13 protein-coding genes and 4 tRNA genes are annotated in these 20,019 nt (G+C 43.3%); 8 read left to right on the forward strand and 9 right to left on the reverse strand.

Features of this window, described 5'->3' with window-relative positions; genetic code table 11:
* Positions 1-10 precede the first annotated feature (10 nt).
* Positions 11-2,080: a glycine--tRNA ligase subunit beta gene (gene glyS, locus LZZ98_RS10270; RefSeq protein WP_237787771.1), complete on the reverse strand. Its 2,070-nt coding sequence runs from the start codon at positions 2,078-2,080 to the stop codon at positions 11-13.
* Positions 2,080-3,069 (reverse strand): glycine--tRNA ligase subunit alpha, encoded by a 990-nt coding sequence (gene glyQ, locus LZZ98_RS10275; protein WP_237787772.1) that lies wholly within the window; start codon positions 3,067-3,069, stop codon positions 2,080-2,082. Before glyQ ends, glyS begins: the two co-directional genes overlap by 1 nt.
* 205 nt (positions 3,070-3,274) lie before the next feature.
* Between glyQ and LZZ98_RS10280 the strand changes: the two genes are divergently transcribed.
* Positions 3,275-4,375 carry an HPP family protein gene (locus LZZ98_RS10280; RefSeq protein WP_237787773.1) on the forward strand — a complete coding sequence of 367 codons (1,101 nt, stop codon included), beginning with the start codon at positions 3,275-3,277 and terminating at the stop codon, positions 4,373-4,375.
* An 83-nt stretch (positions 4,376-4,458) separates the two neighbouring features.
* On the opposite strand, the gene LZZ98_RS10285 is transcribed toward LZZ98_RS10280, so the two are convergent.
* Positions 4,459-4,722 carry a PspC domain-containing protein gene (locus tag LZZ98_RS10285; protein WP_237787774.1) on the reverse strand — a complete coding sequence of 88 codons (264 nt, stop codon included), beginning with the start codon at positions 4,720-4,722 and terminating at the stop codon, positions 4,459-4,461.
* Between the two features lie 308 nt (positions 4,723-5,030).
* Between LZZ98_RS10285 and LZZ98_RS10290 the strand changes: the two genes are divergently transcribed.
* Positions 5,031-5,636, forward strand: coding sequence for a hypothetical protein (locus tag LZZ98_RS10290; RefSeq protein ID WP_237787775.1), 606 nt, complete (start codon positions 5,031-5,033; stop codon positions 5,634-5,636).
* Between the two features lie 122 nt (positions 5,637-5,758).
* On the opposite strand, the gene LZZ98_RS10295 is transcribed toward LZZ98_RS10290, so the two are convergent.
* The 6 genes from LZZ98_RS10295 to LZZ98_RS10320 all read right to left on the reverse strand — a co-directional run bounded on the left by LZZ98_RS10295 (position 5,759) and on the right by LZZ98_RS10320 (position 11,979).
* Positions 5,759-5,834, reverse strand: a tRNA-Lys gene (locus LZZ98_RS10295).
* 221 nt (positions 5,835-6,055) lie between these two features.
* Positions 6,056-6,131: transfer RNA gene (locus LZZ98_RS10300), tRNA-Lys, on the reverse strand.
* Positions 6,132-6,189: 58 nt separating this feature from the next.
* A tRNA-Lys gene (locus tag LZZ98_RS10305) sits at positions 6,190-6,265 on the reverse strand.
* Between the two features lie 23 nt (positions 6,266-6,288).
* Positions 6,289-6,364: transfer RNA gene (locus LZZ98_RS10310), tRNA-Lys, on the reverse strand.
* 193 nt (positions 6,365-6,557) lie between these two features.
* Positions 6,558-8,399, reverse strand: coding sequence for a long-chain-acyl-CoA synthetase (locus LZZ98_RS10315; protein ID WP_237787776.1), 1,842 nt, complete (start codon positions 8,397-8,399; stop codon positions 6,558-6,560).
* Between the two features lie 196 nt (positions 8,400-8,595).
* A complete protein-coding gene (locus tag LZZ98_RS10320; protein WP_237787777.1) occupies positions 8,596-11,979 on the reverse strand; it encodes an Rne/Rng family ribonuclease in 3,384 nt (1,127 codons plus the stop codon).
* A gap of 761 nt (positions 11,980-12,740) precedes the next feature.
* On the opposite strand from LZZ98_RS10320, the gene LZZ98_RS10325 reads away from it, so the two are divergent.
* From LZZ98_RS10325 to LZZ98_RS10350, 6 genes are all read left to right on the forward strand, one after another.
* On the forward strand, positions 12,741-13,691 hold the full coding sequence (locus LZZ98_RS10325; protein WP_086174038.1) for an RluA family pseudouridine synthase: 951 nt from the start codon (positions 12,741-12,743) through the stop codon (positions 13,689-13,691).
* Positions 13,692-14,085: 394 nt separating this feature from the next.
* On the forward strand, positions 14,086-14,754 hold the full coding sequence (locus LZZ98_RS10330; RefSeq protein ID WP_086174037.1) for an HAD-IA family hydrolase: 669 nt from the start codon (positions 14,086-14,088) through the stop codon (positions 14,752-14,754).
* A gap of 655 nt (positions 14,755-15,409) precedes the next feature.
* Positions 15,410-16,207 carry a fumarylacetoacetate hydrolase family protein gene (locus LZZ98_RS10335; protein WP_237787778.1) on the forward strand — a complete coding sequence of 266 codons (798 nt, stop codon included), beginning with the start codon at positions 15,410-15,412 and terminating at the stop codon, positions 16,205-16,207.
* 37 nt (positions 16,208-16,244) lie between these two features.
* Complete coding sequence (locus LZZ98_RS10340; RefSeq protein ID WP_237787779.1) at positions 16,245-17,141, forward strand: acetaldehyde dehydrogenase (acetylating); 897 nt, start codon at positions 16,245-16,247, stop codon at positions 17,139-17,141.
* 11 nt (positions 17,142-17,152) lie between these two features.
* The gene (dmpG, locus tag LZZ98_RS10345; RefSeq protein WP_086174034.1) at positions 17,153-18,172 is read left to right on the forward strand and encodes a 4-hydroxy-2-oxovalerate aldolase; all 1,020 of its coding nucleotides are present in this window, start codon (positions 17,153-17,155) and stop codon (positions 18,170-18,172) included.
* Positions 18,173-18,600: 428 nt separating this feature from the next.
* Complete coding sequence (locus LZZ98_RS10350; protein ID WP_237787780.1) at positions 18,601-19,866, forward strand: OprD family outer membrane porin; 1,266 nt, start codon at positions 18,601-18,603, stop codon at positions 19,864-19,866.
* Positions 19,867-20,019: the final 153 nt, after the last annotated feature.

Consider the following 20,019-nt stretch of genomic DNA (forward strand, 5'->3'; position numbering starts at 1 on the left):
CAATTAACACTTAATGCTGAAGCACAGAAATATCAGCAACCGCAGTAAATAAACCACGAAGCTGAGCGAGCATACGTAAACGGTTAGCTTTCAGGTCAGCATCATCAGCCATCACCATTACACTGTCAAAGAACGCATCCACTGGTGCACGAAGCGCAGCTAAAGCAGACAATGCAGCAGTGTAGTCTTTGGCAGCAAATAACGGCTCAACCACAGGCGTGATTTTCGCAAGTTCAGCGAATAATGCTTTTTCAGCATCTTCAACCAGGTTGGCTTCAACCACAGCACCTGTAGGCTCTGCTTCTTTAGCCAAGATATTCGCAACACGTTTGTTGGCAGCCGCAAGTGCAGCCGCTTCAGGCAAGTCACGGAAGTGATTTACCGCATTTACACGTTTGTCAAAATCAAGCGGAGATTTTGGTGACAATGCTTGAACAGCTTGAATCACGTCAACCGCAACGCCTTGGTCTTCGTATTTCGCACGATAACGACCTTCAAGGAATGCAACAGCATCTGCCAAAGTCTTATCGTGATCTTTCAATACATCGCCATACGCAGCCAAAGCAAGCTTGATTAAATCTTCAATAGAAACGTCAAGGTTGTTTTCAGTCACTAAACGCAAGATACCAATTGCAGAACGACGAAGTGCAAACGGGTCTTTAGAACCTGTAGGTGCTTGACCAATACCGAAAATACCGGTCAAGGTATCCAAACGGTCGGCAAGGGCAATGGTCGTACCTGTTTTGGTTTTCGGTAAAACATCACCTGCGAATTTAGGTAAGTATTGCTCGCCCAGTGCTTCTGCAACTTCATCATTTTCGCCTTCAATGCGTGCGTAGTAAGTACCCGCAATACCTTGAAGTTCCGGGAATTCACCCACAAGTTCAGAAGTTAAGTCGCATTTCGCAAGAAGGGCAGCTTTTTCTGCATCTTCCGCTTTTGCACCAGTGATTGGCGCAAGTGCAACAGCCAATTTCGCAATACGTTCAGACTTGTTCCAAAGCGTACCAAGCTCAGCTTGGAAAACCATGTTCGCCAATTTCTCTTTACGCGATGCAAGTGGTTGCTTTTGGTCTTGCAAGAAGAAGAATTCAGCATCAGACAAACGTGGACGAACAACTTTTTCGTTACCTTCAATAATTTGAGTTGGATCTTTAGACTCAATATTTGAAACGGTAATGAAGTAAGGTTGCAGTTTGTTGTCAGCATTTACCAAACAGAAATACTTCTGGTTGTCCTGCATGGTGGTGATCAACGCTTCTTGAGGAACAGCAAGGAAGCGTTCTTCGAAGCTGGCACGTAATGCAACCGGCCATTCAACCAGTGCAGTTACTTCGTCACGCAAGTCAGCTGGAACAATGGCAATGGCATTGACTTCATCCGCAAGTGCTTTAACTTGTTGATCAATGATCGCCTGACGCTCTTCAAAAGAAGCCACAACGTGCGCTGCTTTTAATTTAGCAAGATATTCATCAGCATTGGCTAAAGTAATGGCTTCAGGCGCGTGGAAACGGTGACCATAAGTTAGGTTACCTGCTTTGTGATCCTGAATGGTGGCATCAATCACATCGTTATCTTTAAGCAATACAACCCATTTTACCGGACGTACGAATTCGGTACGGCTTGCCGCAGAACGCATGCGTTTTGCAATTGGCAGGTTGTCTAAAGCAGCTTGTAAAATTTGTGGCAGTAAAACATCAAGGCTTTGACCTTTCACGTCTTTTAAGTAGCACACTTTTTCAACTTTACCGGCTTTAAAAGTCGATACTTGATCCGCGGTGATGCCTTGACCACGCATAAAGCCTTCAAGGGCTTTGGTTGGTTTGCCTTCAGCATCATAAGCTGCCTGAACGGCAGGGCCGTCAAAACGTTTTTGCGTATCTGCTTGCGCGCCTTCAACATTGACAATTTTCAATGCCAAACGACGTGGCGCTGCATAAGCTTCAATGGTATCGAAAGCCAGACCAGCATCTTTTAAGCCTTTTTCAGTTTCTGCCTGAAGGGCATCCCGTAATTTTTTTAAGCTTTTCGGTGGAAGTTCTTCACAGCCAAGTTCAAATAAAACAGTATGTTTAGACATTATTTGTTCTCCGCTGCTTTTTCTGCTTGAGCTGCTTCTGCTTCAACTTGTGCTTTTAACTGCGCTAATACTTCGTCACGTAAATGTGGTTCTGCCATTGGGAAACCCAGTTTCGCACGTGCTGCTACATAGCTTGTTGCAATTGAACGTGCCAAAGTACGGACACGTAAAATATAACGCTGACGTTCAGTCACAGAAATTGCACCGCGAGCATCCAGCAAGTTAAAGCTATGCGATGCTTTGATTACCTGTTCATATGCAGGAAGTGGAAGTTCAGCTTCGATTAAACGTGTTGCTTCAGCTTCGTAGAAGTCGAACAGTTCAAACATTTTTTCAACGTTGGCGTATTCAAAGTTATAAGTCGATTGTTCTACTTCGTTCTGATGGAATACGTCACCGTAAGTTACAGTACCAAACTGACCTTTGGTCCAAACCAGATCGTAAACTGAATCTACACCTTGCAAGTACATTGCAAGACGTTCAAGACCGTAAGTGATTTCGCCTGTTACCGGGTAACATTCAACACCACCGACTTGCTGGAAGTAAGTGAACTGCGTCACTTCCATACCGTTAAGCCAAACTTCCCACCCTAAGCCCCAGGCACCGAGTGTTGGTGATTCCCAGTTATCTTCAACAAAACGGATGTCGTGAGTCAGGGTATCAATACCAATGGCTTCTAACGAATCGAGATAAAGCTGCTGGATATTGTCCGGGTTTGGCTTAAGCACCACCTGAAACTGATAGTAGTGTTGTAAACGGTTCGGGTTTTCACCATAACGGCCATCTTTAGGACGACGTGAAGGTTGTACGTAAGCCGCGTTCCAAGTTTCTGGCCCTAAAGCACGAAGGAAAGTTGCAGTGTGGAATGTCCCTGCACCCATTTCCATATCGTAAGGTTGTAACACTACACAACCTTGTTCAGCCCAGTAGTTTTGTAAGGCAAGAATTAAGCCTTGAAAGGTATCAATATGCGATATGGCGCGACTCATGTAGCATCCATTAAAATTAGAGAAAAATTGGCTCTAAGTATAAGGATTTTGTCGGGGAGTGGCAAAGATTTCAGGATAAGAATTAGGCTGTTTAAAAATGATTCACAAATTTATTGATAAATATAAGATGTAAAATAAATACACCTTAAATCGTCAGCATTTTATAATGCCGAACTTCCACTCCAATACAACAAATAGGCACACTGTGTTTCACTCAAAAGCAGACTGGCTGAATACCCTAAAACCCAATTTTAAAGTGCTTCCATTGAAAGACCGCCTGCTGTGCGGTGTGGGTGCATTGCTGGGGCTGGCACTTTCCTCCGTTATTAGCTGGTGGGTACTGGGGGATATTAACACATGGTATATCGCGCCGATGGGCGCATCTTCGGTGTTGCTGTTTGCGGTACCTGCCAGTCCTTTGGCACAGCCGTGGAATATGGTGGTGGGAAATATCATTGCCGGGATTATTGGCGTGACCTGTGCCGCATATATTCCAAACCTGACCGAAGCCTTTAGTGTGGCGGTCGGGCTGTCCATTATGTTGATGATGAGCACCGATTCATTGCATCCGCCGAGTGGGGCGGTGGCCATTACTGCCGTTTTGGGTGGTGAGGCGATCCATGAGCTTGGATATCACTTTATTTTTTATCCGGTTTTATTAAATTCCATATTGCTAATGATGGTTGCGATTGTGTTTAACCGCTTGCTGGGAAAACAATATCCGCAAGTTGCCCAGATTAACCAGCGTTCTAAAGATCCAACGCCTACCCAGAAAGTGACTATTCAACCGCAGGATATTCAGGCAACGCTGGATCAGCAAACCGAGCTTTTGGATATTAGTGAATATGACCTGCAAAAAATCATTCTGGCAGCGCAAGAGAAAGCCAATGCCCGGGGAGTGAGTCTGTTTAAGTGTCAGGACATCATGACCAAAAACGTGATCAGCTTAAATGAAAATGACGATATTCATTCAGCTCTGGATAAATTCAAGCACATGAATTTAATGAGCCTGCCTGTGATTGATGCACAGCAGCAACTGGTGGGAACACTGGCTTTATATGAGGTAGTGGAGTGGTTTAAGCGTGCCACCGATTTAAGAACCACATGGCAGCGTCAGGTTAAGGATATTATGATCCGACAGGTCGTGACCGTAAAACCGGAGCAACCGATTCAGGACTTGGTGCCGTATTTTGTGGAACGCTCATTTAACTATATTCCGGTGGTGGAAAAACAGAAAATGATCGGCATTATTAGCCGTGCCGATATGATTGCGGCATTGAATCAGCAGTTGAATGTAGTGGCATAAGCTCAAAATCAGACAAAAAAAGCTACGACCGATTGGGGTATAGGTCGTAGCATAAAACGAACTCATTAGAGTTCAACGAGATATTAGCGATTCTGATCCGAATTTACGGTGCGGATCGGGTTGTTATAGGCTTGTGACTGAGCAAACATGGTATTTTGCTGTTTTGGTATCACTAACCATAAAATTAAATAAACCAAAATCCCCGGGAATGCTGCACTCATAACAGAAACAAGAATAAAAATAATGCGCAGCAAAGTGGCATTCCAACCAAAACGTTCAGCAATACCACCCATTACACCGGCAATCATGTTTTGGCGGTTAGAGCGATATAAACCAACATTGGCCATCTAGGTCTCCTTAGAATGAGAAAATAAAAGTTAAAACAACATACTCATAATAAAGAGATGGAGATGCCAATACATTTTTAAAGTGGCAGGTCCTAAAAAATGGTTAAGTTATGTAAATAAATAATTACTGCAACCAGAGTTGGGATATAAAATACACTTGTCCTAAAAAAGTTGATTTATATCAATAAAAATCAATTAAATATGGAAATGCCTTGCAAGATGATAAAAAGCCTCTCATGACGTAAGTCATAAATAATTGAACAGATGAACAAGTAGCCGAAGAAAATAGATGATTCAGGGGTGAATAGGTGTTTCAAAAAGCAGATTATCAGCTATGGATCTTGATTGTAGTTTCAGCGGGTCTGATCGGTTGTCACAAACCTGTGGAGGATTCTGTAGCGAAACAGATCAAAGCAGAAACTTCAGCTGTTAATGATACTCAAGATCGAAAACTCACCGAAGTTGCTGGGCGGGCGACTGTTCCGGTGGAACAGGCAGAATCCAGAATCAAAAAAGCCATTCCAGACTATGCCGAGCCTTATATTGGCCGTTATCAAGCCACGATCAGTTGTGATGATCCTTTTGTCAGATGTAAAGATGGTATAGCAGATTATGTTATTAATTTACAGGAGGATGGAATTGCCCATCGCACTCTGATCCATTCGGGGCAAATCAGCTTCGCTTCAAATCTGTATCACCGGCAAGATCACTGGTCTTATGATAGGCAAAATCATCAGGTGATTTTGCATCGCTCAAATGGGGTGGATTTTTTTTATAATATTGATAAAGATCAAAATCTGGTCATGGATTTGGACAAGATTGCGCATGCTTCAGCCTTAAACGAGCAATATTTTGCCGAAGGCAATCCCTTTCCACAACAGGCATACCGTTTGCTTAAAGAAAAAGTCAGTTAAAGAAGAGAGGGGGTTGGTTGATTTAACCAAGCTTGCAATTTAAAAGGATGGAAATGCTCTAAATATGGAGCATTTTTTATTATATGTGCGTATAGAGATAAGAAGAATAATATAAAGAAATCTGGTGGGTTGTGAGGGACTCGAACCCTCGACCAATAGATTAAGAGTCTACTGCTCTACCAACTGAGCTAACAACCCTGAATGAGGATTAGTGAACTTAAAGCATCGCTTTAAGGGTTCACCCGAGTGCAAGAAAAAATCTGAGATTTTTTAAAAATGCATTAAAGCATTGTGTTTTGCAACATCGGTGTAGCAAAATTTCGAGAATGGCGAATCAACCGAAACGGTGTGGTTTGTCTTGGTCGGAATATTGCAGGTTTCGTTTCTATTGTAGTACAGAAAGAAGCCCTAAGAAAGAATGGTGGGTCGTCCGCGATTCGAACGCGGGACCAACGGATTAAAAGTCCGCTGCTCTACCAGCTGAGCTAACGACCCATTCAGAAAGAGTGCTTTAAAAGCTAAAAAAGCTTCATGTCAGAAGCCTTTTAAAAGATGGTGGGTCGTCCGCGATTCGAACGCGGGACCAACGGATTAAAAGTCCGCTGCTCTACCAGCTGAGCTAACGACCCATCTCTAGGTTGATCAAAATAAGTGGTGGGTCGTCCGCGATTCGAACGCGGGACCAACGGATTAAAAGTCCGCTGCTCTACCAGCTGAGCTAACGACCCTGAACCAACATTCAGCACTTGTCTGAATGTGCAGTGCAAGAAAATAAAGGCTTTCTAAACACCACTTTGTTTTGATGGAGCGTATTGTAGCAAGATATCAAACGAGCGCAAGTAAAAATTAGCAAACTTGTTGATGTTTGATTATAAATACAACAAATTTGCTTAATCTTGTTAAAAAACACCTGTTCAGAAATTAGAAACGGTATTTATAGGCTTGAATATTGCTGAATATTTCCGCGGTTAAATCACAATATTCGGTCGCATTCGGGAGTAAAACCAGCAGACGTTCATCGGTCTTGTTAGGATCAAAAGCCTGTTCTTTGAGCTTATTCTTTTGATATTTAAAAGTACCTGTAGTTTCGACCTGAGCTTGAATGCGTAAAAATACCGGAACAGCATAAGCCGGCAAACATTTTTTAAACTCGCTTGCCATTTGCTTTAAGTCTTGCTCGGTTAATTCTGCGCCATCGCTCAAGGTGATGGCTGCCATACCGGCACGACCATTGGTATGCGGAATTTCCACCCCATAAACCACCGCTTCAGCAATTTTTTCATATTCACTGACCGCATTTTCAACTTCGCTGGTAGAAACATTTTCGCCTTTCCAGCGGAAAGTATCACCCAGACGGTCTACGAACTGGGCATGACGGAAACCGATATCGCGTACCAGATCACCGGTATTAAAGAATGCATCGCCATGTTTAAACACATCTTTCATAATTACGGCTTTGTTTTTTTCCGCATCGGTATAGCCATCAAAAGGGGAGCGGCGGGTAATTTTACCTACCAGTAAGCCGACTTCGCCTTTTTTCACCTTTTTACACCAGCCTTTGTCATCTTTCACGGGCTGATTGTTTTCTTTATCAAATTCAATAATGGCATAAGGCGTTGGAGAGAAGCCAACCGTGTTGTCAAAATTAAACACGTTACTAAAACCGACATTACCTTCACTGGATGCATACAGCTCCAGCACTTCTTCAATGCCAAAGCGCTCTTTGAATTTGTCCCAGATATTCGGGCGCATGCCATTACCAATCATTTTGGTGACACGGTGGCCTTTTTCCAGTTCAGACACCGGGGCATCCATTAAGTAACGGCAGAGTTCACCGACATAACCGATGGCAGAAGCATCAAATTTTTGCACATCTTTCCAGAAGGAAGAGGTCGAATATTTACGACGCAATGCCAAAGTGGCACTGCCGGCAATCACGCCACACCAGCACACCACAATACCGGTGGCATGATACAGTGGCAGGGTGCAGTACATCACATCATCAGATTTTAAATCCAGCACATGTCCATAGGTACCATAGGCCAGTGTCCAGCGGCTATGCGTGAAAATGACCGCTTTAGGCAAGCCCGTAGTGCCCGAGGTGTAGATGTAAAATAGACCATCTTTACCTTGAATAGTGTTTGTGGTTGGGGTGTTGAATTTGGGAAATTGATCCACTTTTTCTGCAAGATTGGCCCAGGCCTGAGGGGTTTTGCCTGCATCCTTTTGTGTGGCTTGATCGGCGAACCAATGAAAACGGTCTGCTTGGAGCTGTAAATCCTGACGGACTTCTTCGACAGCATTACGGCATTCTTCACCGACAATGATGGCAATCGGTTTAACCAGATTGATACTGTGGGTCAGGGCTTTGCCTGTTTGTGAGGTATTGACTAATGCCGCTGTCACCCCAATTTTTGCCAGGGCAATCACAGTGGCCACCAGTTCCGGGCGATTTTCCACCATCACCGCAATCACATCACCTCTGCAGGCACCGATGGATAGATAAAAGTGTCCAATCTGGTTGGCCCATGCATTCAGTTCTTGATAGCTGAATTTCTGGTCTTCAAATAATAAAGCCATGCCGTGCGGATTGCGTTTTACCGCTCTTTCAAAGGCAATCCCTAAGCCTGCAGGAGTATTGGAGGTACGCAAATAGGCTTGTTTGAGACCACTCAACAGGTGAGGGACTTTACTCATAAATTTAGGTAATTTTGCTGCGACATCCGCAATACCAATAAGATCGCTCGGTGTGGTATGGTTCATATGAATCCTATTTATTTTTCGTAATCCAATACAGTTTATTTGTTCGCAATACGCTTGCAGTCATTTGTACACTTGTCTTTTAGCCGTTTCAATCTAGTGCAATCAACCTAATCCGATAAAAGTATCAAAAAAAACCTAGTCACCGGAATGACTAGGTTTTTTTATTTCGCTGCATTAGAGCTAATTATGTGACTAATTATGACTCATTTGCAGGCGTTGCTTTCTTTGGTGGACGACCGCGAGGGCGACGAGGACGGACAGGTTTGTCAGCGTCTTCACCTTCGGTTTTTTCAGCTTCTGCTTTAGGCTCAAGCTCAGTTGGTACATCCTGAGCAGCTTCTACCGCCAATTCAGCTTGTACCGGTTTTGCTGCCTGTTCAGTTTCTACTGGAGCAGCTATTGTTTCTGCAGCAGTTTCAGCAACCGCTTCAGTCACTACAGGCTCAGCCACTTCGGCTGTCACTGTTTCGGCTTCTGTGACAGGAGTAACTTCGGCTGGAACAGCTTCCGCAGGAGTCACTTCAGGTTCGCTATGTGCCTGCTTTGCTTGCTCTAAAGCTTGTTCTGCAGCCTGTTTTGCCAAACGGCGACGTTCACGTGGATCATTTGCCACACGCTTGTCAGATACCGGTGTTGGCGGCGTTAAGTCCAGCACGGGTGCGGGTTCTGCTTCAGGTGCTGCTTTGGTTAATGCCACATCACGAGTCACAGCCTGTACTGGTGCTTGCGCTTCAGTTGCCTGTTGGCTGATGGTCTCGGCATATTGCTCGGTAAATTTTACCAAGGCACGGTTGAAGGTTGGAATTAAACCAAACTGTTCAATCAATACTGAGCAATCTTCACCATACACATGGCGAATAAGGCTGCCCACCGTGTATTGACCCAAAGTTGGAACCTGAGAAGGGCTTAACTTCGGTGCCTGAGCTTGTTTTGCCTGAGCTTCACGCTTTTGGCGACGATGCATACGCGGATCGTTGCTGGCACGTTTTTCTGCAGAACGTGGTTTTTGCGGCTCATGAGTTTCAGTTGCAGCAGCAGGTTTTTCTTCCTTCGCGACCACTGGTTTCTCAGTAATAGGTGCTGGGGCTTCAACAGCTTCAGGTGCAGATTGTGCAATTGGCGCTTCAACTACAGGAGTTGAATTTAATGCAACAATTTCACTTTTTGCCTGATCGATATTGATCACCAATGCTGTTGGAAGAACATCCTGGCGAGGTGTATCAATCACTTCGACTTTAGGTTGCTGTTCATTCACTACTGCAGCAGGTGCAGCTTGTTGTGCTGGCTGTTCGTTCAATACGCTTTGATCGCGGTGGCGATTTGGGCGTTCAGGACGTTGCTGGTTACGACGGTCACGACGTGGCACAGCATTTTGCTCTGCTTGTTGATCAGTGTTTTGCTGTTCAGCGTGTTGACGTCGAGTCGGGCGCTTGTTTTCACGTGAATCCTGGCGCTGTTCTGGACGTTGCTCTTGGCGCTGCTCATGACGAGAAACCTGAACAATTTCTTCATGCACTTGGTTTTGCTGATTGTCGTGCTGAGTTTGTTCCCGTTGCTCTTTAGGCTTATTACGCTTTTTGTTGTGACGTTGCGATTTTTCTTCTTTATCAGAATATTTATCTGCAACTTCGTGCTGTTCCTGTTTTTGTGTTACAGGCGCAGTTGGCGATAAGTAAGCATTGTTGTTTGCAGTGGCAACCGGTGGTGCGCTCTGAGTAGGCGCAGATGTTACAACCTGACCGAATTGACCACGGCTGACCGCACCACCATTGACCATTTGTTCAATGGCAGCAGCAGCATTGTTTGCAGTACGTGCTTGATCAACTGTTTTAGCTTGCTTTTGCACAAACAGGTTTTCTAGCCATGCACATGGGCTGGATGAAGCTTGAGCAGCAGGCGCAACTTGAGCTGGTTGTGATTGCTGTACTTCTTGAGCTACTTGTTGTGGACGACGTTGTGGCTTGTTGTTTTGGTTTTTAGCCTGTTGCTGAGCAGGTGCCTGCGCAGCAGCTTGAGCTTGTTGCTCACCTTCCAAATGCCATTCAGAAGATTCATAACCCAACTCTTTTTCGCTTGAACGTGTTGCTTCGGTACGTTCATAGCTGGTTGGTGCAAAACCTTCAGCATTATAAGTGATTTCGTAATGCGGTGTTTCTAGGTGCGGATGTGGCAACACGGTTACACGGACATTTGAAGTTTGTTCTAAATACACCAAAGTATGACGCTTTTCATTCAACATGAATGCTGCGATTTCAACCGGAACTTCGACCTGAACTTCACCATGACGTTCGCGAAGTGCAATTTCTTCCACTTTACGCATGATCGAAAGGGAAAGAGAACGTAAATCACGCACCATACCTGTACCATGACAGCGTGGGCATACGTAACCGGTTGCTTCTTCAAGCGATGGGCGTAAGCGTTGACGGCTCATTTCCATTAAACCAAAACGGGACAATTGACCGAATTGGATACGGGCGCGGTCGCTTTGGGTCGCTTCACGAAGTTTGGCTTCAACCATGCGCTGGTTGCGGTCTTTGGTCATGTCGATGAAGTCGATTACCACCAGGCCACCGATATCACGTAAACGCAGTTGACGTGCAATTTCTTCGGCTGCTTCCAGGTTGGTATTTAAAGCGGTGTCTTCAACGTCGTGACCACGAGTCGATTTAGCCGAGTTAATGTCGATAGACACCAAAGCTTCAGTCTGGTCAATCACGATTGAACCGCCAGAAGGAAGTTTTACTTCACGTTCATAGGCAGTCTGGATTTGACTTTCAATACCGAAATGAGCAAATAAAGGCTCATTTAAAGTATAGGTTTTTAACTTGTCGATTTGACGTGGCATAACCGCTTTCACGAAGTTATACGCTTCGTTATAGGCTTGTTCAGAGTCAATCAGGATTTCTGCAACATCATCACGTAAGTAGTCACGAATTGCACGTGTTACCACACCGGCTTCTTGATGTACCAGCATTGGTGATGGACCAGAACCAGCCGTGTTTTGGATTTGTGCCCAAAGGTCCATTAAGTGTTGCAAGTCAAGTTGCAATTCTTCTTGAGAGCGACCAATACCCGCAGTACGAACAATCACACTCATGCCACGAGGAATATTCAGTGAGGCCAACATTTCTTTCAGTTCGTCACGAACTGAACCGGAAATTTGACGGCTGATACCGCCACCTTTCGGATTATTTGGCATAAGCACCAAATAACGGCCAGCAAGCGAAATAAATGTAGACAGGGCAGCGCCTTTATTGCCACGCTCTTCTTTTTCCACTTGTACTAAAAGTTCGGTACCTTCAGTGATCAATTCGCGGATATTTGAAGTTTGGCGAGGATCTGCCTTGTAGTAAGAGTTTGCGATTTCACGCATAGACAGGAAGCCCTGACGGCCTGCACCATACTCTACAAAAACAGCTTCTAAAGAAGGTTCAACGCGAGTCACGTGACCTTTATAGATATTGGATTTTTTTTGTTCACGGGTACGATTTTCTAGATCGAAATCGTAAAGACGCTGACCAGTGACAAGTGCAACGCGAATTTCTTCGGCATGTGTTGCATTAATCAACATACGTTTCATGGGTGTAACACCTAATAGTGATACACACCAAAACATCGCTATACACGTAGCGAACATCACACATTACGGATCAACACCCAGATCTCAAAATGACGCAATTGTGGTCTGAGCTTTTTTACCGGCCTTTTTTTGGGCTTCGGTTTTTGATTCACGTATTGAAGATGGCAATACGGCTTCAATCTTATAAACGATTAAAGTCACCTGAACGATTCACTGGCGGTCTAACGGTGCATTAGATGTGAGTAACTTTCACTGTCACGTAGCTTGAAGACCGTCCCTTCATTAATTCATGATCGGGCGTCTTGATACGGAATTATCATCGTATCGTTGCTTTATGTGCAGATCCAATGCATCAACGTTATAGCCTGAATACAACTTCAGGGTGCGACTAATCTGATGTGTATCAGTTTACGTTTAAAAACCAACTTAACGTTGGCGACATATTTTTTAGGGCAAACTGATTTATGTACGAAGTACAATTAAACGCAACAGTTTGCTTTTTTGCCGATATAATAAGCCTTCGGCGTCGGCATATTCTTTAGGGACCTTTCCGTGTTTAATGTGAATTGTGAAATTTAATTTTGAGCTTCAAAAATATTGAAGGAATTAAATTTTTTCACACTAACGGTGGTATCCGTGCGCTGACTATATCAAACCTTGCATCATCTGCCTATGGGCTAAGCTTATGTTTCTTGTGTAAAGCATAGCCTAAGTGATCAGTTTTTAATCAATTTTAGTATTTTTTGGGTCATCGTAACTGTATGAATTCTACGCAAGAATGGCAAAGTGTCACCTGGTTTGAAGTGGACGAGCATCAATTAGGTCAACGTATCGATAATTTTTTATTTTCCAGACTGAAAGGTGTGCCTAAAAGTCGGATTTATCGTTTAATCCGTGAAGGACAGGTTCGGGTCAATAAAAAGCGCATTAAAGCGGAAACCAAACTCAATATTGGCGACCAGATTCGCGTTGCGCCGATTCGTTATGAGCAAAAAGATGAAACGGCGGCACCGGTATCGGATAAAGTGGCGCAAAGCCTGCTCAGTCGAGTGGTGTATGAAGATGAAGGCCTGATGGTGATAAACAAACCTTCAGGGATTGCCGTGCATGGCGGCAGTGGTGTGGCTTATGGCTTGATTGAAGGTCTGCGTGCTGCAACCGGCAAGAAATATCTGGAACTGATTCACCGTATTGACCGTGACACTTCTGGCCTGGTGATGATCAGTAAAAAACGCAGCACCTTAAAAACACTGCAAGATTTACTGCGTGAACACAAAATTAAAAAGACTTATGCTGCAATTGTTAAAGGGCAGGTCAGTCTGGATAAACAGCTAATTGATGCACCTTTGCATCGCTATGAGCTGGCCAATGGCGAGCGCCGGGTTCGTGTGTCTAAAGAGGGTAAAGACAGTAAAACTCAATGGAATGTGGCAGAGCGTTTCATGCATGGCACACTGGTGTATGCTTCACCGCTTTCTGGTCGGACCCATCAGATTCGTGTCCATGGTTTAAGTATTGGTCACCCTTTAATTGGTGATGAAAAATATGGTCATGAAACCGAATATAACGGGCCGAAGCCACGTCGTTTGTGTTTGCATGCGATGCGACTGGAAATTCCGGGTTATCCGACCATTGAAGCGCCATTACCTGAAGATATGCAGAGTTTGGTGGCGCAGTTAAGAGCACAGAAGAAAGATAAAGAGTCTTCTTGATTGATCTCTAATTTCCTGTAATTGGAAATTCTCCTCTTTAAGAAAAAGGGGTTAGGAGAGATTCGAATTTAATATGTAGAGAGTTAAGCGAAAGGCAACATGGATGTCGCCGTTACTCTGTGGTACAGGGATGTTCCATCAGAGTAACAAAGGATTTTTGTTACTTTTCATCCTTGAAAAGTAAGTAATACCTACACGGAAAAAGTCAGTTATTGAGGCTAACCGTGGTTATGAATTAGTTTAACCTCTCCCTTGCGGAATATATTCCTCATCTCCTGGAAGGAGAGGGAATATTTCGTTAATTCAAAATTATATGAATTCGAAATAAAGCTCTTCTTTGAAAAAATAAGAGTGAAGTAAATTAAAAAACTGAACCAAATATTGGAACTCAAACATGAACACACCTGTAGAACTCATCATTTTTGACTGGGATGGAACGCTATTTAATTCAGTCGGTCAGATTGTTGCGAGCCTACAGTTTGCGGCACAGCAGTTCGAGCAGCCGCTGACAGAAGCTGCTGCAAAAAGCATTATTGGTCTGGGTTTACCGGAAGTGGCGCAAGTCTTGTTTCCTGAAGTGCCTGAATTACATCATGAGATTTTGCAGTGCTATGCCACTCACTATGTGGAAAACTCCAAAGGAGATGCCTGGTTTGAAGGGGTTTCGGTTATGTTGCAGGATCTAAAGGCACAAGAGGTGAAACTTGCTGTGGCGACAGGAAAAAGCCGTAAAGGTTTAGACCGTGTACTTCATCAAACAGCCAGTGATGACCTGTTTGATGTGACCCGTGCAGCCAGTGAAACCAAATCCAAACCTGATCCTTTAATGTTGACTGAAATTTTACAGGTCACGGGCATCAGTGTTGAAAATGCCATTATGGTGGGTGATACCTCTTATGATCTGGAAATGGCACAAAATATTGCCATGCCGCGTATAGGGGTAAGTTATGGTGTGCATACGCCTGAAGTCCTTGCCCACTATAATCCGCTAGCCATTGCAGAGGATGTTGCCGATTTGCATCAGCTTTTATTAAAGCATGTGAATTTAAAACAGGCGGTTTAATTCCAGGATGATGGGTTAAAATAGGAGGATTTTAAATCCTCTTTTTTTATCTTTATTTTTATTTTGATCTGTTCATGCTCATCATTTAAAAATTTGACTACCATAAGGCTCTATTGGCATGTATGCAGATCCACCTTGATATCGAAAAAGTACCGCGATGGAACAGAATTGTGGACTGCGAAGCTAATCAGCTGCATATAAGCTGAAGATAAAACTGATTGATAATTAAAATATAAGATATTGATTTTTAATTGGTGTTTTTAGAACTCATGATTTAATAAAAAAAGGTTTGTACTAAAAACAGGCAAAGCATCTAGTCTTTTAGTCGTAGATCGATGGTTATTCTATGAATCTGACAATTTGTCCTGAAGCACATAAAAGAAAGCATTTTTTAATATCTTGTTCATATGCCTGTTTTTTAAAAATAAAACCAAGTTAATTTATAGGAATTAGCTATTGTCATAAATAAAATAAGTATTGGCATAAAAAGCGCAATTTTCCGATTCTAAAACTGTTTATACATATACGCGTTTGCCAAGATGGGCAGCACCCCTTTGCTGATGGCTTTGATCAGTTCACAGATTTTTTCTCATTGTTCATCGCATTTCCATCGATAACGGTATAAGTCCAATTTTTGCAGTTTAAGGAAACATTGATGTCGAATTCTGCTGTTGTTGAATCAGTTGCGCAAGCATTACGTGACGCTGAATTATCAAAAACTGCGATTGCACCAGTTCGCCCGCAACTTGGCGGTGAAAATGCTGATGTGGATATTGCATACGCAGTTCAGGAAGTAAATACCAAACGTGCAGAGGCTGAAGGCCGCCGTTTAACCGGTCGTAAAATCGGTTTAACCTCTAAAGTTGTGCAAGCGCAGCTGGGCGTAGACCAACCGGACTTCGGTATGTTGTTTGCTGACATGGCTTATGGTGATGGTGAAGCGATTCCAGCTGGCCTATTGATTCAACCTAAAGTTGAAGCAGAAATCGCGTTAATCATCAACAAAGATTTAACCCAAGAAAAACACACTTATGCAGACATTATTAGTGCAACTGAATATGCATTGCCTGCTGTAGAAGTCGTGGATAGCCGTATCGAAAACTGGAAAATTTCATTGATTGATACTGTTGCAGATAACGCATCTTCTGCGGCTTATGTACTAGGTTCACGTCCGGTGAAGCTTGAAAATTTAGACCTCGTCAACTGCAAAATGACCATGAAACGCGGCGAAGAAATCGTGTCTCAAGGTGTGGGTAAAGCCTGTCTTGCTAATCCATTAAATGCCGCGGTTTGGCTGGCGGATGAAATGGTACGCCGTGGCCGTCCGCTGCTTGCCGGTGACATCATTTTAACCGGTGCACTGGGTCCTATGGTTGTCGCCAACCTGGGTGATGAATTCGTGGTTGAAATTGAAGGTTTTGGTTCTGTAACTGCTGCATTCGCTGCTGAATAAGTCCAGATTTTAAGAGCGTTTTTAAGAGAAATTGTTCATGAAAAAGATTAAATGTGCATTGATCGGTCCAGGGAACATCGGTACTGACTTGCTGTATAAATTACAACGCAGTGAATTTTTAGAGCCAGTTTGGATGGTGGGTATTGACCCGACTTCTGAAGGTTTGGCACGTGCTGCGAAAATGGGTTTAAAAACCACGGCTGAAGGCGTGGACGGTTTATTGCCACATGTTGAAGCTGACGAAATCAAAATTGCATTCGATGCAACTTCTGCATACGTTCACGCAGAAAACAGCCGTAAGTTAAACGAACTTGGCGTGTTGATGATTGACTTAACCCCAGCGGCAATTGGTCCTTACTGTGTTCCACCGGTAAACCTTGAAGCTTTGCTTGAAGCGGGTGAATTACCAAACGTGAACATGGTGACTTGTGGCGGTCAGGCAACCATTCCGATGGTGGCCGCAATCTCACGTGTTCAACCGGTTGAATATGGTGAAATCATTGCCACTGTATCGACTAAATCTGTAGGTCCAGGTACACGTAAAAACATCGATGAATTCACCCGTACCACTGCTGGTGCGATTGAGAAAGTTGGTGGTGCTAAAGCGGGTAAAGCGATCATCATTATTAACCCGGCTGAGCCACCATTGATGATGCGTGACACGGTTCACTGCCTAGTTGAAGGCGAGCCAGATCAGGCTGCAATCACTGAATCAGTGCATGCGATGATCAAAGAAGTTCAAAAATACGTACCAGGTTACAAACTGGTGAATGGTCCTGTATTTGACGGAAACCGTGTATCCATCTTCCTGGAAGTTGAAGGCCTGGGTGATTACCTGCCTAAATATGCCGGTAACCTCGACATTATGACTGCAGCGGCTGCACGTACTGCAGAAATGTTTGCAGAACGCGTATTAAACACTGCTGAAGCTTAAGGAATACCAAAATGTCTAAGATTATTATTAATGATATGACTTTACGTGATGGTATGCATCCTATGCGCCATCAAACTACACCTGAACAAATGGTTGCCATTGCAACTGCTTTGGATGATGCAGGTGTACCTTTAATCGAAGTAACACATGGTGACGGCTTAGGCGGTAACTCTGTGAACTACGGTTTTGCAGCAGCAACCGATGAAGAATACCTAAAAGCGGTAATTCCAAACCTGAAACAGGCCAAAGTATCTGCACTTCTATTGCCTGGTATTGGTACGGTTGACCATTTGAAAATGGCACATGATGTTGGTGTAGCAACCATTCGTGTTGCAACTCACTCAACTGAAGCTGACGTTTCTGAACAGCACATTACTGCTGCACGTAAACTTGGTATGGATACTGTGGGCTTCTTGATGATGGCGCACATGGCAACTCCTGAAAAACTTTTGGAAGAAGCCAATAAAATGGTGTCATACGGTGCAAACTGTATTTATGTAACTGACTCTGCTGGTTATATGTTGCCTCAAGACGTGACTGACCGTGTAGGTATTTTACGTGCCAACTTGGCTTCAGAAATCGAAATCGGTTTCCATGGTCACCATAACCTGGGTATGGGTGTTGCGAACTCTGTTTCAGCGGTTCAAGCTGGTGCAACGCGTGTCGATTTAGCTTCTGCCGGTCTGGGTGCAGGTGCAGGTAATACTCCACTTGAATTGTTTGTTGCGGTTGCCAACCGTATGCAAATGGAAACAGGTGTGGACTTGTTTAAAGTTCAAGATGTTGCCGAAGATTTAATCATTCCAATGATGACACATCAGATCCGTGCTGACCGTGATGCAGCAACTTTAGGTTATGCCGGTGTTTATTCTTCGTTCCTGTTATTTGCGAAACGTGCTGAAGCCAAATATGGCGTGTCTGCGCGTGAAATCCTGATGGAACTGGGTCGCCGTGGTACTGTAGGTGGTCAGGAAGACATGATTGAAGACTTGGCATTGACCATGTCTAAAGCCAAAGAAGCCAATGCTTAATCTGTTTTAAGTTGAAGCGAAAAAGCGTCCGAAAGGGCGCTTTTTTTATGGCTAGACCTTGATTTTACACTTGAGTTTATAGATAAAAAATATCATATCATAGGATAGTTATATTAATATAATCAATTATTTAAGTGGTTTTAGCTCTGGGTTAAACTTAAAAGCGATTAATCAATTTTTTTTTGCGCTCAAAAAGCCTAAATTCTTTTAAAATAAACACTGAAACAAAGGTTTAACAAAAATGAAATGAAAGGAAGATAAAATGACTTATTGTTTAAAGTTCTTAACGTGATTTGAATCACTAAAATAAAAAAAAGCAGAAATAGCCATAAAGGCAATAAATCTTAATACTCTGGTCGGATTTCGTTTTTTGTGATTGTTTAGCATGATGGCGCCATAGCTTAATTTGATTACTAGGGAATTCAGCCATGCGTCGTCAAAACTTATGGATAGCAATGCTTGCTGCGACAGCAACTTTAGGAACAACTGCATCGAATGCAGATTTTGTTGACGACAGTAATGTCCAATTAAAATTTAAAAACTTTTATTTAGACCGTCAGTATGCAGATCTTCCGCAAAACAACTGGGGTTCTTGGTCTCAAGGCATCACACTGGATGCCAAATCGGGTTATCAGGACATCGGTGGCGGTATTCAAGTGGGTGCAGACCTGTTGGTGCAGCACGCATTTAAATTAAATGGCCGTGATAAAAATCCGGATTGGGTTTTGCCACATGATGGTCAAGAGTCGAAAGACAATTTTGGTAAAGTAGGGGCAACCTTAAAAGCCAAAGTTTCACAAACTGAATTAAAAGTCGGTGAATTATTACCGGTATCTCCAGTACTGGTATTCGATCCATCGCGTCAGTTACTCACCACATATAGCGGTGCATGGTTAGAGTCGAAAGAGATTAAAGACACCAAACTGACTGTGGCTTATATTGATAAGATCAATAACCGTTATGACAACCAGTTCCGTGACTTAACCTTGTTTGCACCTGCTAAGGGCAAAAAGTATTACGATAATGGTGAAGCTTCTGATGGAATGTTGATTGCGGGTGTTGATCACCAGTTTACTCCAGAAATTGGCGGCAGCTACTGGTATGCAGATGTTGAAGATATTTACCAGCAGCATTATGTCGGTACCAGTTACAAAACCAAGCTGGGTGAAAAAGCCAAGTTAGACAGCCATATCCGTTACTTTGATAACTCGGAGTCAGGTGACAAGTTGTATGGTGATATTGATAACCAGGCGTTGTCTGTAGGCGCTAAAGTCAATTATGGCGCACATACGGTTGGTTTGGGCTACCAGCAAATGTTTGGTGATAATGCATTCCCGACATTGGGTGGCTGGGTACCGCAGCCTTACCTGGTAAACTGGGGTGTCGCAACCTTTACCAATACCAATGAAAAATCATGGGGCTTCACTTATGGTTATGATTTCTCTGGATTGGGTGCCAAAGGTTTAAATGCTACGGCAGTATACTTCACCGGTTCAGATGCGGAAGTTAAAACCTCGGCAGGGATCTTGAAAGACCAGAAATCGGATGAGCTGAATTTGATTCTGAATTACACGGTTCCAGAAGGTAAACTGAAAGGTTTAGGCTTCCAGGCCATGTATATTGATACCGATTTTGACTGGAAATCAGACTTGCAAGAGTACCGTGTAGCAACGACTTATACTTATAAGTTCTAATTAAGCGGTGTAATAAAAAAGCGACTTTAAATAAGTCGCTTTTTTTTTGCTATGTAGAAAGCTATTTTTTATTAAATGCCTTAATAAAAATAAGGGTTTTGTCTTTAATAAAGTTTTTAAAAACAAATAGTTAAATTATCGTTTTTTTATAGC

Source organism: Acinetobacter sp. SM34, assembly GCF_022012365.1.
In the GTDB taxonomy this organism is placed as follows: domain Bacteria; phylum Pseudomonadota; class Gammaproteobacteria; order Pseudomonadales; family Moraxellaceae; genus Acinetobacter.